Annotated in this window: 17 protein-coding genes; all 17 read left to right on the top strand. The window is 39.6% G+C overall.

The features are described from left to right. Nucleotides 1-120 precede the first annotated feature (120 nt). Nucleotides 121-714 (top strand): TetR/AcrR family transcriptional regulator, encoded by a 594-nt coding sequence (locus AACV01_RS05905; protein WP_046334990.1) that lies wholly within the window; start codon nucleotides 121-123, stop codon nucleotides 712-714. Between the two features lie 20 nt (nucleotides 715-734). After that, nucleotides 735-1,595, top strand: coding sequence for a transcriptional regulator (locus AACV01_RS05910; protein WP_004249178.1), 861 nt, complete (start codon nucleotides 735-737; stop codon nucleotides 1,593-1,595). Then, nucleotides 1,595-2,113, top strand: coding sequence for a FidL-like protein (locus AACV01_RS05915; protein WP_004245872.1), 519 nt, complete (start codon nucleotides 1,595-1,597; stop codon nucleotides 2,111-2,113). The genes AACV01_RS05910 and AACV01_RS05915 overlap by 1 nt, the downstream gene beginning before the upstream one ends. A gap of 583 nt (nucleotides 2,114-2,696) precedes the next feature. After that, nucleotides 2,697-2,975: a BMC domain-containing protein gene (locus AACV01_RS05920; RefSeq protein WP_004249182.1), complete on the top strand. Its 279-nt coding sequence runs from the start codon at nucleotides 2,697-2,699 to the stop codon at nucleotides 2,973-2,975. A 20-nt stretch (nucleotides 2,976-2,995) separates the two neighbouring features. Continuing rightward, nucleotides 2,996-3,280, top strand: a complete 285-nt coding sequence (locus tag AACV01_RS05925; RefSeq protein WP_004245870.1) for a BMC domain-containing protein — start codon at nucleotides 2,996-2,998, stop codon at nucleotides 3,278-3,280. Between the two features lie 14 nt (nucleotides 3,281-3,294). Then, a complete protein-coding gene (locus AACV01_RS05930; RefSeq protein ID WP_004245869.1) occupies nucleotides 3,295-3,573 on the top strand; it encodes a BMC domain-containing protein in 279 nt (92 codons plus the stop codon). A 67-nt stretch (nucleotides 3,574-3,640) separates the two neighbouring features. After that, on the top strand, nucleotides 3,641-5,293 hold the full coding sequence (locus tag AACV01_RS05935) for an acetaldehyde dehydrogenase (acetylating) (RefSeq protein WP_052715544.1): 1,653 nt from the start codon (nucleotides 3,641-3,643) through the stop codon (nucleotides 5,291-5,293). A gap of 26 nt (nucleotides 5,294-5,319) precedes the next feature. Continuing rightward, entirely contained in the window at nucleotides 5,320-5,583 is a 264-nt protein-coding gene (locus AACV01_RS05940) for a EutN/CcmL family microcompartment protein (RefSeq protein WP_004245867.1), read from the top strand. Between the two features lie 7 nt (nucleotides 5,584-5,590). After that, nucleotides 5,591-6,739 (top strand): 1-propanol dehydrogenase PduQ, encoded by a 1,149-nt coding sequence (locus AACV01_RS05945; RefSeq protein WP_004245865.1) that lies wholly within the window; start codon nucleotides 5,591-5,593, stop codon nucleotides 6,737-6,739. 51 nt (nucleotides 6,740-6,790) lie between these two features. Beyond that, a complete protein-coding gene (gene cutC / locus AACV01_RS05950; protein WP_161682580.1) occupies nucleotides 6,791-10,219 on the top strand; it encodes a choline trimethylamine-lyase in 3,429 nt (1,142 codons plus the stop codon). Between the two features lie 103 nt (nucleotides 10,220-10,322). Beyond that, nucleotides 10,323-11,273: a choline TMA-lyase-activating enzyme gene (cutD, locus tag AACV01_RS05955; protein WP_004249185.1), complete on the top strand. Its 951-nt coding sequence runs from the start codon at nucleotides 10,323-10,325 to the stop codon at nucleotides 11,271-11,273. A 16-nt stretch (nucleotides 11,274-11,289) separates the two neighbouring features. Then, nucleotides 11,290-11,796: a BMC domain-containing protein gene (locus AACV01_RS05960; protein WP_046334992.1), complete on the top strand. Its 507-nt coding sequence runs from the start codon at nucleotides 11,290-11,292 to the stop codon at nucleotides 11,794-11,796. Next, complete coding sequence (locus tag AACV01_RS05965; RefSeq protein WP_004245860.1) at nucleotides 11,796-12,440, top strand: phosphate propanoyltransferase; 645 nt, start codon at nucleotides 11,796-11,798, stop codon at nucleotides 12,438-12,440. Before AACV01_RS05960 ends, AACV01_RS05965 begins: the two co-directional genes overlap by 1 nt. 17 nt (nucleotides 12,441-12,457) lie before the next feature. Further along, entirely contained in the window at nucleotides 12,458-13,162 is a 705-nt protein-coding gene (locus AACV01_RS05970; protein WP_004245859.1) for a hypothetical protein, read from the top strand. A 34-nt stretch (nucleotides 13,163-13,196) separates the two neighbouring features. Further along, entirely contained in the window at nucleotides 13,197-13,613 is a 417-nt protein-coding gene (locus AACV01_RS05975; protein WP_004249190.1) for a DMT family transporter, read from the top strand. An 82-nt stretch (nucleotides 13,614-13,695) separates the two neighbouring features. Next, entirely contained in the window at nucleotides 13,696-14,022 is a 327-nt protein-coding gene (locus AACV01_RS05980) for a DMT family transporter (protein ID WP_004245856.1), read from the top strand. A gap of 196 nt (nucleotides 14,023-14,218) precedes the next feature. Continuing rightward, nucleotides 14,219-15,355: a protein-tyrosine phosphatase family protein gene (locus AACV01_RS05985; RefSeq protein WP_046334993.1), complete on the top strand. Its 1,137-nt coding sequence runs from the start codon at nucleotides 14,219-14,221 to the stop codon at nucleotides 15,353-15,355. Nucleotides 15,356-15,411 lie beyond the last annotated feature (56 nt).

The following is a 15,411-nucleotide window of genomic DNA, read 5'->3' on the forward strand; positions in this document are numbered from 1 at the left end:
TTGGTTTTAAATAAAGTAATGTGAAGTTGACAACATTATTGGCATATAATAAGGCTCACTCTAATAGTGCTTGATTTTGATCAATAAGGAACATACCGACTGGTCGGTATTATCCTACGCATGAATACAACCGCACATCACCGAAAAAAAGATCCTATCCGCGTCCAAGAGCAGTTATTAGAAGCGGCAAGTATTATTGTGGCGAATGAAGGAATTGCTTCTTTATCTTTAAATGCCGTAGCCAAAGAAGCGGGTGTCAGTAAAGGCGGATTATTGCACCATTTTCCTGGGAAGATAGAACTGATACAGGCGGTATTCAAACGCTTACTCGGTATTATGGATAAACGAATTGCGTTAATTATGGCCAACGATCCGATAGAAGCAGGGCGCTTTTCTCGCGCTTACTTAACCTATATTTCTGATCTTAAACAGTCAGATGAAAGTCGCCAATTGGCAATACTTTCTTTAGCTATGCCTAACGAGCCAATAATGCGTCAATGTTGGCGTGATTGGATGTTAGGCCATTTAGCCAAAGGCGATAAACTTGATAATAGCTACTTAGGTACCTTAATTCGTTATGCTGCCGATGGCCTTTGGTTATCAGAACTCACAGAAGGCCCTACGATTTCACAACAAGAGCGTAGTGCATTAGTTGAAAGATTATTAAAAATGACATTTGAATATATGGCCGACACAGCAAATCAGCCATGTTAATTAGGATGAATGAGGGCACAATGAAATACAGAATAAATGCCTCAATTTATTACGACGCAACGGATGGCGCGATATCGTTAGAAAAAGGTGACGTTGATACACATCTGTCTATTACCGCTAATGCGTTACTCTTTTATTTTATTCAAAATCCCGGTGTAGTAAATCGTGATGAAGTATTAAAACGCGTGTGGGATGACAATGGGCTAGTTTCTTCAAATAGTAATTTAAACCAATATTTAAGTTTATTGCGTAAAACATTTCGTCATTATGGTATTGAAAATATTATTGTCACTATCGCCAAAGGGCGACTAGAGTTTAATCCTGATATCTCTGTTGAATTAATTGATGACTCAACACTGTTACCTGTTACGCAAACAAATGAGCACGAAGGTGAAGCAAATAAAAGTCATACCGCATCACCCATTGAGACATCGTTATCATCCGAGCCTGATAATCTAGACAGTGAATTAGAAAAAGAGCCTCAATTATCGGTAACATCGCCACAAAAGCCAGAAATTTGTTGGTATTTAGCCAGTATTGGTTTTTTATTTGGCGCCATATTTCTTGTGGTGATCATCTTTTTAAATCAGCATCAATCAAAGCCTATCACATTAACACCTCTCACCCATAATGATTGTGAATTACTCTCTAACGAGGCCATGATTAACTCCTCTGTCAGTGATAATTATATTCGCAATTTTGACGCTGTAAGAAAGAAGCTTAATTTACAGTGTGTGAAAGGGGAGCGCTTTGTTTTTTTCTATGGTGATAAATTACAAACTAATGGCTTAGGGCGTGTCTTTTTAGCGCATTGCGCTAAGAACGAAGATAATCCATTTAGCTATTGCGATAATTACTTTTACTATTCTTGGAAATACTAATGAAAATCTCAGGGAAACTTTTATGTTTTTTATCGGCCCTGATTTTTATCTTGGTCGCCACTTATGCAGCAACAAGATTATTAACTATCAAAAATGAAGGTATGATGGTTTGTTCAACAAAGGGCATTATGCGCTTTGAAAATATGGAAGATGAGAATGTGAATGGCAATATTCATTTCTCTTTTGGTGCTAATGGCAAAGGCTCTATTGTGGTTGAGGGGTATACTACCTCTAAAGCGGGTTGGCTCTATTTACAACGTTATGTGAAATTTGATTACACCACAAAGCGGGTTTCCCCCACCGAGCGTCACTATTTTGTCAGTCAATGGGAGTCTAGTGCCTCCTCAATTGATGAGTCTCCCGATGTTATTTTTGATTATTTTATGCGTGAAATGTCAGATAGTCATGATGGATTATTTATTAATGCACAAAAGCTAAATGAAAAAACGTTATTACTCAGTTCGCTCAATTCCCCACTCTATATTTGTACCTTAAAACCCGGCAGTAAATTCGATTAAAAATCCACATTACTTTCTCGCTCAATAAATATTGGGCGAGCGTTGCGACGTATTCTTGCGAATATTCCCTCTCTCATACTGTCCCCCCATCGACGGAAACATTGACTATTTATGCCTGCTAAGGACGCCGCATAATGAGTTCGGCTTAAGACATAAAGGGCTAACCTAGAAATAGCACTTTTTGTATATAGACTAGATTTAGCTTTTTCTCATCCTTGAGCTGGCATTGAAATATTAGTGATATCCCGCACATCTTTCCCGCTGATTTGTACTGCCTTTTTGCACCTTTTCAACATCCTTCTAACAAACTTAAATTGTCTTTTTTTTCATCTTCTTTGTGTGTTTTTTTATAAATTTAAACAGATAAAAAAAGGCAATTAACAGCACAGACAAATAAAAACAAGGCTAAATAAGCATAAATATCAGAATATAAAACTATATGTTTATCTTTTATGGATTTATATGTTGTTTTTATTTTTAGCCGTTATAGTGAATTTGAAACCAAGGTCTGCGTTTAAAAAATCACCACGCAGACATGATGGGTAACTGTAAACCGTTAAACGGCTTCCTGGAGGAAATAAAAATGGGTGATGCATTAGGTCTGATTGAAACTAAAGGGTTAGTGGCATGTATCGAAGCCGCTGATGCGATGTGCAAAGCCGCCAATGTTGAATTGATTGGTTATGAAAACGTTGGTTCAGGTCTCGTGACTGCGATGGTGAAAGGCGACGTAGGGGCAGTGAAAGCTGCGGTAGATTCAGGTGTGGAATCAGCGCAACGGGTGGGTGAAGTCGTCACATCACTTGTGATTGCTCGTCCTCACAATGACATCAACAAAATTGTTATCAAACACAAGGCATAGTCTTTGCCTTAGGAGAACGTATGGGTGATGCATTAGGACTTATTGAAACTCAAGGGCTAGTGGCATGTATTGAAGCCGCTGATGCGATGTGCAAAGCCGCCAATGTTGAATTGATTGGTTATGAAAATGTTGGCTCAGGTTTGGTCACTGCAATGGTAAAAGGCGATGTGGGTGCCGTTAAAGCCGCTGTAGATTCTGGCTTAGAAGCGGCTCAACGTGTAGGTACGGTGGTCACTTCATTAGTCATCGCTCGTCCACATAACGATATTCAAAAAATCGTTGCCCAGTACAAAGTGACTGAATAACGAAGGAAATAAATATGAAAGAAGCACTCGGTCTAGTGGAAACCAAAGGTCTAGTCGCTTGCATTGAAGCTGCTGACGCAATGTGTAAAGCCGCCAATGTGGAACTGATTGGTTATGAAAACGTCGGTTCAGGTTTAGTGACAGCCATGGTGAAAGGCGATGTCGGTGCAGTTAATGCAGCGGTTGAGTCTGGTGTTGAGGCGGCAAAACGTATCGGCACAGTAGTGACTTCTCGTGTTATTGCAAGACCACATAACGATATCGAGAAGATTGCAGAGCAACATAAAGCCTGATTATTCAGGTGCTGCCAAGCAAAAAACGTTATTCAGCTAAATTTTTAACTCCTGTATGGGGGAAAACATGGTTGCATTGGATAAAGATTTGCAATCCCGACAACTGGCTCGCGAGCTAGTTCGTAACGCGAAAAATGCACAACAACAATATGCGAAATTTTCGCAGGAAAAAATCGACAATATAGTCAAACACATTGCATTTGAAGCTGCTCGTCACGCAGAAGAGTTGGCAAAAATGGCCAGCGAAGAGACCGGCTTTGGTAAATGGCAAGACAAAGTACTGAAAAATACCTTTGCGTCATTGCGTGTGTATGAACATATGAAAGACCTAAAGACCATTGGCATTATCAATGACGATAAAGTGAAAAAAGTCATGGATGTGGGGGTACCTTTAGGGGTTATTACAGCGTTAGTGCCTTCCACTAACCCTACGTCAACCATTATCTATAAAACCCTAATTGCACTGAAAGCAGGTAATGCGATTATTTTTTCACCGCACCCTAATGCGAAACAGTGTAGTTTCCGCGCGCTAGAAATTGTCAAAAAAGCCGCACTAGAAGCGGGAGCACCTGAGGGAATTGTTGATGGTGTGACATTACTGACATTGGAAGCGACAAAAGAATTAATGCACAGCAAAGATGTGTCATTAATCTTAGCCACTGGCGGTGAAGGAATGGTGCGTGCGGCTTATGCATCAGGCACACCAACTATCAGTGGTGGTCCAGGTAATGGTCCTGCCTTTATCGAGCGTAGTGCGGATATCAAAAAAGCAGTGAGCGATATCATCACCAGTAAAACATTTGATAATGGCGTGATCTGCGCTTCAGAGCAATCCATCATCGTAGAACGTTGCATTTATAACGAAGTTCACCGTGAGCTATTAGCGCAAGGTGCTTATTTTATGAATGATGAAGAAGCAGCGAAAGTCGCTTCTATGTTATTGCGCGCTAATGGCACGATAAATCCTGCGGTGGTTGGTAAAGATGCTATCTATTTAAGCCAGCGCGCCGGTTTTACTGTACCTGCTAATACCCGCGTCTTGATTGCACTACAAGATACTGTTTCACCGAAGAATCCCTATTCACGGGAAAAACTGTGCCCAATCTTAGGTATGTATATTGAAGAAGATTGGCAATCAGCCTGTCATCGTGTGGTGCAATTGCTCACTAACGAAGGCTTAGGTCATACCTTAGTGATCCATACCCAAAATGAAGATGTTATTCGTCAGTTCTCTTTAGAAAAACCCGTTAATCGTATTTTAATTAATACTCCGGCGGCATTAGGTGGTATTGGCGCAACAACCAATATTACTCCTGCGTTAACCCTAGGTTGTGGTGCGGTAGGCGGTGGTTCTAGCTCAGATAACGTCGGCCCGATGAATTTACTGAATATTCGTAAAGTCGGTTATGGGGTACGTAGTGTTGAAGAGTTAAAACAACCTTGTCCATTAGCACAAGAATCTGCTCAACCTGCTGTTTCTAACGCAAATTACCACACCAGCATTCTTGATGATGATCGTTTTCGTTCACCTTCTTTAACCCCTGTTCATGCGGAATGTGCAACAGCACAACGTCAAACACAAGGTGATGATCGCTTTGGCGCGTCCCCTTATACAACGACAGTCAGTGCGTGTGCACAACAAGTGATTGAACAAGGTGAGATCACCGAAGAGAACGTGGAGCGCATTATCAAAGAAGTTCTCGGACGTCTGGGTAAATAACTCATTGATAGAAGGCGATATAAACCATGATCCTCGCAAAGGTAATCGGACACGTAGTCGCGACACAAAAAAGCCCTGAACTGAAAGGAAGCAATTTATTAATGATAGCGACCTTAGATGATGAGCTTAATCCACTGAAAAATAAAACCTATGTTGCAGTGGATAGTGTGGGTGCAGGTATCAACGATGTGGTGTTGGCTGAAGAATACTTCGCACTAAACAAAGATCGTTACAAGGCGATGTCCGTGGTTGCCATTGTTGAGAAGGTTTATCGGGACAGTAAGGAGTAATAACGACATGAGTGAGTTTCTGATAAAACCCAAAATTCAGTTTGGCACCAATGCACTGAATTTTCTCTCTGGGTTAACTGCCCGCCGCGCATTTGTGGTGACAGATAAAGCAATGGTGAAGTTTGGCTTTGCAGATAAAGTCACTGAAAAATTAATGCAACGAGGTATTGAGTTTCAAATCTATGATGATGTTGCATCAGATCCTGATATTTCTGCCATTGTCAGTGGTATGAAAATAATGGATGCCCATTATCCTGATTTGGTTATCGCACTCGGCGGTGGATCTGTTATCGATGCTGCTAAAGCCGTTATGTACTCCCTCTGGCATACCCGTAAAGAGCACAGTAGAAGTAAACCGCAATTTATTGCGATCCCCACGACCAGTGGTACTGGCTCTGAAGTGACCTCTTTTTCAGTGATCAAATCACGCAGTGAAAAACTGGTATTGGTCGATGAGTTTATGTTGCCTGATATCGCGATCCTCGATCCTGAACTTGTGAAATCTGTACCTCCTGCAATTACCGCTGATACGGGTATGGATGTCCTTTGCCATGCATTAGAAGCTTATGTGTCTAAAGCTGCATCTGATTTTTCTGATGCGATGGCAGAAAAAGCAGTCAAATTAGTGTTTAGCCATCTGCTTGATTGTCATCATCAAGGGGATAACTTACTTGCTCGCGAAAAAATGCACAATGCATCTTGCATCGCAGGTATGGCATTTACTAATGCGTCGCTAGGTATTACACACAGTCTTGCCCATGCATTAGGCGGTGTTTTTCATGTCCCTCATGGCCGTGCGAATGCGTTATTGATGACACATGTTATTGCCTTTAATGCCAATCTTCATGGTGATTGTAATAGCGAAGCAGCGAAGCGCTATGCCTACCTTGCCCAAAGTTTAGGATTACCTGCGCAGACGGTAAAAGAAGGCGTTATCAGCCTTATTGTCGCCATTAATGTATTGAAAGATGAAATGGGTATGCCGAAGAGTATTCGCGATACCGGTGTCAGTGAAGCGGACTTTTATGCCCGTTTAACGGAAATGGTCGGACAGGCTTTACGCGATAGCTGTACGCCGACAAATCCGCGTGACGTAAACACACACCAATTAGAAACATTGTATCGTCAGGCATTTGCCGGTGTATCACACAGTTAATGCTCAATTAATACCGATTAGGTCTAGTAAAGAACATCAGGAGAGCCTCACATGGCCAAATATTCTTTGACGCCACGCGTAAAAATGCTGGCAGAACGTTTAGTTTCACGTAACAGTTCTATTAGCACAGAGCGTGCGACGATTTTTGATTCATTAGATAACAATATTGCCGGTGTGCCCCAAGCGATTAAACCTGCACAACGCTTTTATCAGTTTATTCGTCATTTTCCAAGCTATATCGCTCAAGATGAGCTTATTATCGGTAGCCAATCCTCAACACCACGTGGTGCGATTTTCCACAGCGAAGAAGAAGTGCGTAGTGACTCTATTTATCGCTTTTTAAGTATCAATAATAGCGTTGCATCACCTGATTATATGCTGGTGGTGAATCAAGGTTTCTTAGCTATCAAAGCACAACTTGAAGATAGAATGAGAAGCATTGGTAGTGCGGTAAATCGTAGCAGTATGGATGAAGCCAATTTCTGCAAATCGGCGATTTATGCATGTGATGCGGCACTTTATTTTGCACAACTACTGTCAGCTAAAGCAGAAAATTTAGCCGCAATGGAAGGTAATCCATACCGTAAAGCTGAATTATTAGAAAGTGCGGCTATTTTACGTAAAGTACCCGCCAAGCCAGCAGAAACCTTTAAAGAAGCGGTACAAGTTTTCTATTTATTACAGCTTATTCTTCATCTGGAGAATGGTAGCTACGCTATCAACCCAATGGGCTTTGATAAAGCACTATACCCATTCTATCAACGTGATATTGACCAAGGCTGTTTAACGCCAGCACAAGCTTATGAGATTGTTGAAAGTCTTTGGCTAAAACTGGCTGAGCTATCCGAAGTGCGCGCAACGAAAGAAGTCGATGGCTATCCAATGTTTGACGCCATGACCCAAGGTATCGATATTAACGATCCTCGCGTCAGTATTAACGAACTTTCAGAAATGTTGTTATCAGCGCGCGCTAATCTATCAGCATTACACAGTTCACTACAAGTCCGTTTATATAACGGTCGTATGAATACACCACCGCAATATGCTTCACCTTCAGCCAATGTTGTTACACCGGCGACAGCAAATGGTGAGTTGACTGTAATGGAAGGCTTAACTCCCCGTCTACAGCGCCTGCGTAATCGTTATTTAGAGGCTCGTCCTAGTGTTTCAATTTATAGAGCATTAGCCTTTACTGAAATTGCTCGCAATAATCCTGGTTTACCCCCTATTTTATTGCGTGCTAAAGCTTTCCGCCGTGCTTGTGAAACCGCACCTATCTTAATTCAAGATGAAGAGCTTATTGTGGGACATCCTTGTGGGAAACCGCGTGCTGGCGCTTTCTCTCCTGATATTGCATGGCGTTGGGTACGTGATGAACTCGACACCATGAGCACGCGCCCACAAGATCCATTCCAAATTTCGGAAGAAGACAAAAAAGTCATTCGTGAAGAGATAGTGCCATTTTGGGAAGGTCGCTCTTTAGATGAAATCTGTGAAGCGCAATACCGTGAAGCGGGTGTATGGGAGTTCAGTGGTGAAACCTTTGTCAGCGATCTCTCTTATCATCAAATTAATGGTGGTGGTGATACTTGCCCCGGTTATGACGTGCTGTTATTCACCAAAGGGATGAACGGTATTAAAGCTGATGCACAAGCGAAATTGGCTGAATTAAGCATGGAAAATCCTGCTGATATTGACCGTATCTATTTCTATAAAGCGTCGATTGAAAGTTGTGAAGGTGTTATCGCTTATGCTCATCGTATTGCCGAGCACGCCCGTGAATTAGCCTCTAAAGAGAGTGATCCACAACGTCGTGAAGAGTTATTGACCATTGCTCAAGTCAATGAAAATGTTCCTGCTAATCCACCAAAAACATTACAAGAAGCACTGCAAAGTATCTGGACTGTAGAGTCATTGTTTGAAGTTGAAGAGAACCAAACGGGACTTTCTTTAGGTCGCTTAGATCAATACTGTTTCCCAATGTATGAAAACGACATTAAAACAGGTCGTTTAACGCGTGAACAAGCACTGGAAATGATGCAGGCCTTTATCATCAAATGTGCCGAATTAATGTGGATGTCTAGTGAACTTGGCGCAAAATATTTTGCCGGCTATCAACCCTTTATCAACTTAACGGTGGGGGGACAAAAACGCTCAGGTGGCGATGCTTGTAACGATTTAACTTACTTGATTATGGACGCAGTACGCTTTGTGAAAGTGTATCAACCTTCACTGGCTTGTCGTATCCATAACCAATCGCCACAGCAATATATGGAAAAAATCGTTGATGTGGTCAAAGCGGGAATGGGCTTCCCTGCCTGTCACTTCGATGATTCTCATATCAAGATGATGTTGCGCAAAGGCTTCGACTTTGAAGATGCACGCGATTACTGCTTAATGGGCTGTGTTGAACCACAAAAATCAGGTCGTATCTATCAATGGACATCAACGGGTTATACCCAGTGGCCAATTGCCATTGAATTTGTATTAAATCGTGGTCGTATGGTGCTGTTTGATAGCTACCAAGGCTTAGACACCGGCGATTTACGTGATTTACGTACTTATGAGGATTTCGATCGCGCGGTTAAAGAGCAAGTCGCACATATTATTCGTTTATCAGCAATTGGTACGGTTATCAGCCAGCGCGTTCACCGTGACATTGCTCCAAAACCACTCATGTCGCTATTGGTTGAGGGGTGTATGGAGCAAGGTAAAGACGTGACTGCGGGTGGTGCGATGGTTAACCATGGACCGGGTCTGATCTTCTCTGGTTTAGCCACTTATGTCGATTCTATGGCGGCAATTCGCAAACTGGTTTATGAAGACAAAAAATATACCTTAGAGCAAATACGTGACGGCTTATTAGCTAATTTTGAAGGGCACGAAGAGTTACTGCGTGACTGTTTAAATGCACCGAAATTTGGTAACGACGATGATGTTGTTGACCAATATGCGTTAGACATTACCGAATGGACTGAACGTGAATGCCGTAAATATAAAATGCTCTACTCCACATTTAGTCACGGTACGTTATCTATCTCTAATAACACGCCAATTGGTGAATTAACCGCAGCAACACCAAACGGCCGTTTAGCATGGAAACCATTATCAGATGGGATCAGCCCTACACAGGGTGCCGATAAACATGGCCCAACAGCCATCATTAAATCCATCAGCAAGATGAATGTTGAAACCATGAATATCGGTATGGTTCATAACTTTAAATTCCTCAAAGGCTTGCTAGATACCAATGAAGGACGCCAAGGATTAATTACCTTATTAAGAACTGCCTCTATTTTGGGTAATGGTCAGATGCAATTTAGCTATGTCGATAATGAAGTACTGAAAAAAGCCCAATTAGAGCCTGAAAAGTACCGCGATCTAATTGTCCGGGTTGCTGGCTACAGTGCGTACTTCGTTGAATTATGTAAAGAAGTTCAGGATGAAATTATTAGTCGTACAGTGATTGAGAAATTCTGATCATAGACCTAAGGAGGGCTAAGTGTCCTCCCTATTAATCGCGACAAGACAAGATGTAAATTTATCGAACAAGGATGTTTGATGCAGATTTGGAGGCGTAAAGATGGAGACGGCAGCAGAAATAAGAGGGCGGATATTTAATATCCAAAAATACTCTATTTATGATGGTGATGGTATTCGTACTCTGGTTTTCTTAAAAGGCTGTAATATCCGCTGCCCTTGGTGTTCAAACCCAGAAGGTCTTAGCAGTGAATTTCAGGTGATGTACTCTCGCGATAAATGCGTAGATTGCGGTAAATGTGTTGATGTGTGTCCGGCTGGTGTGCATTACATGACAACCAATGAGCAAGGGCAGCAAGTTCATCGCGTTGATCGCGCCGTTGATTGTATTGGATGCCGTAAATGTGAAGAAGTGTGTCTTTCTGATGCACTGGATATTATGGGTAAAGATGTCTCTGTATCTGAATTGATGGACATTATCATGCAAGATTACGACTTCTATATCTCTTCCGGCGGTGGTGTCACAATCGGTGGCGGCGAAATGAGTTTACAAACGGATTTTGCTGTAGCTCTGCTACGTGAATGTAAAAAGATGATGATCAATACCGCGGTGGAAACACAAGCAACCACTAATGTAGCTAATTATGAAAAATTAGCGCAAGTCGTTGATCAGTTTCTAATTGATATCAAACACATTGATACTACTCAGCATAAAGCATTATTTGGCATTGGTAATGAGAATGTCCGCCGTAATTTAGAGCGTTTGATGGATCTCGGTGCAAATGTGGTTATCCGTATGCCTTTAGTGCGAGGTTATAACGACTCTTATGATGCGATTACTGGTGCAATTAACTACGCCATGGCGTTGTCAAAACGCGGTAATCTTCAGCGCATCGATATCCTACCTTATCACCAATTTGGCCGTAATAAATACCAAAAATTGGAGATGATCTACCCCATTAAAAACGATCCGGGATATACGCCAGAAGAGCTCGATCGCTTAGAAGCCTTCTTTAAACAATTTGATTTTGAGATCCGTCTTGTCCGCCACTAATCAGTAGGAGAGAAAGATGAACAGTTTAGGTGTGATTGAAACACGCGGATTAACCGCTGCGATCCAAGCTGCTGATGCGGCTTGTAAAGCTGCCAGTGTTGAAATTATCGGTTATAGAAAAATTGGATCAGGGTTAGTTTCTGTCTGTTTTCAAGGTGAGATCAGTGCGGTAAAAACAGCGGTTGAGCATGGTGTAGATGTGGTGAGCCAAAAAGAGTTGCTTATCGGATCACTCGTCATAGCAAGACCTGAGCCAAGTGTTATCACCAAATTGCTGACAATAAAAGGTAAGAAAAAAAGCGCTGTTATTAGTGAAGAAACACAACAGAATACACTCAAAACGCTGGCTGAAAACAGGGTTGAAACTGTCATGAAGCATGAAAGTGGAGATAGTGACGCGACAAAAGAAGTTGCAGAACGACTGGCTCAAAATAGTGCCCCTGAAACTAAAGCAATGACAGCAGATAAAGCACCAAGCAGTAAAAAAGAGAGTAAACCTGAAAGCCGTAAAGGTAAAAAATAATGATTAATCAACAACTAATGGGAAAAATTCTCACTCGTTTAAATATCCCCAATGTGGGAATGGGCATAAATCAAGGGATCGCTATTCCTGTTGGTATTTCTAATCGACATGTACATCTTTCACAACAAGATGTAGATGCGTTATTTGGTCACGGCTATCAGATCACCCCGTTTAAAGATCTAAAACAACCAGGACAATTTGCCGCCAAAGAGTGTGTGATGGTAGTCGGGCCTAAAGGCTCTATCAGTAAAGTTCGTGTTTTAGGGCCGGTTCGTCCACAAAGCCAATTAGAGATTTCAAAAGCAGATTGTTTTGCATTAGGTATAAAGGCACCCGTGCGTAGTTCCGGTGATTTGGCAGGCTCCGGTAATGCGGTTTTAATGGGGCCTGCGGGATATGTGGAATTAAAACAGCAAGTCATTTGTGCTCAGCGTCATATTCATATGAATAATATTGATGCTAGAGCGTTAAATGTGACCAATGGTCAGAAAGTGCATGTAAAAACAGAGGGTGAACGTAGCCTGATTTTTGATGAAGTGATTGTGCGCGTCAGTGATAAATTTGCATTGGAATTTCATATTGATACCGATGAGGCAAATGCGGCAGGAGTTAGAAATAACGACAGCGTGTTTATTGTCAGCTAAGACAATGAGGTGAGGTAATGGACAATCAATTAATTGAACGGATTGTTGCAGAAATAGAAAAGCGTATAAAAAAGCCGGTGTTGTTAGTTTTAACACCTGCGCCGGGATATCGTGATGAAATCTATCAACGCATTAGCCATTTTTCCACTGTACGGGCCTCTATTTTTGTTACCACACAGGCACAGCAATGCCATGATTTATCGCAGTGGTACCATGTAGGGGATATCACTAAAGCCGATGAGTTTGATCCCCATAGGTTATCCGCTTATCAGGCATTATTTATTCCCTATTTTGACAAAAAGCTGGTGGGGGAAATTATTAATGGGTTAATGATTAGTGAAGAAGGAACACTTATTCATTCCGCATTGGCTAAAAATATTCCTATTATTGCATTACCTTACTTTTGTCAGCCAAACAGTGAAATTAATGAAATTTTAGGTTTAAACCAAAATGAACACTATAACTTAGTGCTAAAACAGAATATTGAACGATTAATATCAATGGGTATTACTTTTTGCTCAATAAATGAAGTTGAAGATAATTTAAAAAAGAATGCTTTTGATCACAAGTTAAAATTTATTAATAAAACGGAAACAAAACAACTGAATAATAATCGCTATATTACTTTGAAACAAGTAATGAGTAACCCTGAAAAATACCAATTATCACAAGATAAATTAACCGATTCTGCTATTGAATATTTAAAAAGTTTGAAAGATTAAAATATACCATATCTAAAAATTTAGGAGTCTTATTATGTCCCCAAAAGCAAAATCATGGCTTTGGATGCTGGCGGTTATTATTTCAGAAACCTCAGCAACCTCGACCTTAAAAATGTTTGATAATAGTGAAGGAATAACAAAGACATTATTATTAGGATTAATTATTGTTCTTTATATTGTTTGTTATTATTCATTATCTCGTGCAGTTAAAAATATCCCAGTAGGCTTAGCTTATGCCACCTGGTCCGGAACCGGTATCTTAGTTGTATCTACTTTAGGTATGGCATTTTACGGTCAACATCCTGATACGGCTGCTATTATTGGTATGGCAGTTATTGCCAGCGGGATCGTCATTATGAATCTGTTTTCGAAAATGGGTTCCGAAGAAGAGTCAGAAGAAACGACGGAGTTATCAAATATAAAACAGACTGTATCGTCAGTGAATAAATAAATCTATTTCTTAATAATCTATATTTAATAAAACTATTTTTTAATAAATAAGTACTTTATTAAAATAAATAAGGATAACCATTATGTTTACCGGATTCTTATGGCTGGCGCTGTCTATTGGTTCTGAAATCACGGGCACCTCAATGATTAAAAAGACCAATGGCTTTAGTAAATTAGCCCCCTCTGTTTTAGTGATTGCCGCTTACTGTATTTGCTATTTCGCTTTAACACGTGCAATGGGCTATATCCCTGTTGGTGTGGCATATTCCTTGTGGTGTGGATTTGGTATTGTTGGGGTAACATTAGTTGCCATGATTTTATATAAACAAAAACCCGATCTACCCGCTATATTCTCAATGGCATTGATTATCTCTGGTGGGATAATTATGAATACCTTTTCAACGATGTAAGATAAGTTTATAAACAAGAGACTAAATTGTCTTTTAATTTTAAATGCCGATATGTTATTCAACAATATCGGCATTTTTATATTCATTTCTTAAAATGAACATAAGTGAGAAAAGATGTTTTTTTTATATTTTAAAGTTTTTATCAATATAAAGTTGGGGGATTATTATGTAAAACTAAGTTATAAAAGGGTGATATATGTCAAAAATAGTTTCTTATATAAGTACAAAATTTAATAGCGTAAAAAATGCTTTAGGAATAAAAGATACCACGGGAAATCCTAATTTTAGTAGTGTTAAGAATACTAGTGCTATATGGTATATAAAAGATTTATCTGAAAAAAAACTATCTGTTCCACAGGTTTCATCAAAATTAAAAACAGTAAATAATATCCAAAGATTAGTATCTACAGAAGTTCTTAACAAATTATATTATGATGCAAACTCACCTCAATATGATGAAAATAATTATCGACTTGTACCTAATTCTAGATATGGTAGTAGAATACCATATTGTGAAAATACTTTAATAGAATCTAATGGTGTATTATTACCTACTAATAATGTGAGTGTTAAGAACTCTCCTTATGTGACTTTTGCAAGCCAATATCCTCTTAATGATAAAGAGAGTTTAAAACATTATTTTAATATGTTATTTGATAATGATATAAAGACAGTTTATGTTTTAGCCTCGAATAAGGATATTGAATGCGATCGCTCAAAACCTGATCGTGAATATAATAAAAGCAATTCTAAGCAGAAGGGGTTTAAATATTTTAGAGAGGATTTTTATTCAGATAATATAGAATCTCACCACTTTAAGAAGTGGGATTTCAGTCGTTTTAAAATAAAAGGTAAAAATGGGGAATTTATAGAAAATAAAAATGGAGATAATGAAATTTTAGGAAATGAAAGAAGTTTAGATTGCAAAGTATATATTAATAAATTAACTAAAAAAGGTTGTGATGAAAAGAAAAATATAAAATTTGTGCATATTTATAATTGGAGAGATCATACAGCAATAGATGCGACAAAATTAAAAAATACAATTGATTTGATTGGCAAACAATTAACAATAAACCCAACAAAAGAAAATATAGCTGTCCATTGTCTTGCGGGATTAGGAAGAACAGGGGAGTTTATTGCTTTAATGGAGATGATGAAAATGATAGAGGCAGGAAATACAAAAACAAAAAGCTTAGAAAGTATTCTCGTTCATTTAAGGGAAAATCGCAGTTGGCAGGTACTTAAAATGAACACACAAGTTGATGAGCTGATTAAGTTTGCAATAAATCATAACATTCCTTTAGTCAATGATAATATTGAAATAAAATAATATTTATTCAAAAAATAACTATACCCATCCCCATTGTATTTACAATGGGGATGGGT

The sequence above is a fragment of the Proteus sp. G2609 genome, assembly GCF_963896135.1.
Taxonomy (GTDB): Bacteria; Pseudomonadota; Gammaproteobacteria; order Enterobacterales; family Enterobacteriaceae; genus Proteus; species Proteus mirabilis.

Bases quoted from the DNA above. Each gene is read 5' to 3' on its own strand.
- AACV01_RS05905 (WP_046334990.1), top strand. From the start codon at position 121: ATGAATACAACCGCACATCACCGAAAAAAAGATCCTATCCGCGTCCAA.
- AACV01_RS05935 (WP_052715544.1), top strand. From the start codon at position 3,641: ATGGTTGCATTGGATAAAGATTTGCAATCCCGACAACTGGCTCGCGAG.
- AACV01_RS05920 (WP_004249182.1), top strand. From the start codon at position 2,697: ATGGGTGATGCATTAGGTCTGATTGAAACTAAAGGGTTAGTGGCATGT.
- AACV01_RS05960 (WP_046334992.1), top strand. From the start codon at position 11,290: ATGAACAGTTTAGGTGTGATTGAAACACGCGGATTAACCGCTGCGATC.
- cutD (WP_004249185.1), top strand. From the start codon at position 10,323: ATGGAGACGGCAGCAGAAATAAGAGGGCGGATATTTAATATCCAAAAA.
- cutC (WP_161682580.1), top strand. From the start codon at position 6,791: ATGGCCAAATATTCTTTGACGCCACGCGTAAAAATGCTGGCAGAACGT.
- AACV01_RS05985 (WP_046334993.1), top strand. From the start codon at position 14,219: ATGTCAAAAATAGTTTCTTATATAAGTACAAAATTTAATAGCGTAAAA.
- AACV01_RS05945 (WP_004245865.1), top strand. From the start codon at position 5,591: ATGAGTGAGTTTCTGATAAAACCCAAAATTCAGTTTGGCACCAATGCA.
- AACV01_RS05965 (WP_004245860.1), top strand. From the start codon at position 11,796: ATGATTAATCAACAACTAATGGGAAAAATTCTCACTCGTTTAAATATC.
- AACV01_RS05925 (WP_004245870.1), top strand. From the start codon at position 2,996: ATGGGTGATGCATTAGGACTTATTGAAACTCAAGGGCTAGTGGCATGT.
- AACV01_RS05910 (WP_004249178.1), top strand. From the start codon at position 735: ATGAAATACAGAATAAATGCCTCAATTTATTACGACGCAACGGATGGC.
- AACV01_RS05975 (WP_004249190.1), top strand. From the start codon at position 13,197: ATGTCCCCAAAAGCAAAATCATGGCTTTGGATGCTGGCGGTTATTATT.
- AACV01_RS05915 (WP_004245872.1), top strand. From the start codon at position 1,595: ATGAAAATCTCAGGGAAACTTTTATGTTTTTTATCGGCCCTGATTTTT.
- AACV01_RS05940 (WP_004245867.1), top strand. From the start codon at position 5,320: ATGATCCTCGCAAAGGTAATCGGACACGTAGTCGCGACACAAAAAAGC.
- AACV01_RS05980 (WP_004245856.1), top strand. From the start codon at position 13,696: ATGTTTACCGGATTCTTATGGCTGGCGCTGTCTATTGGTTCTGAAATC.
- AACV01_RS05930 (WP_004245869.1), top strand. From the start codon at position 3,295: ATGAAAGAAGCACTCGGTCTAGTGGAAACCAAAGGTCTAGTCGCTTGC.
- AACV01_RS05970 (WP_004245859.1), top strand. From the start codon at position 12,458: ATGGACAATCAATTAATTGAACGGATTGTTGCAGAAATAGAAAAGCGT.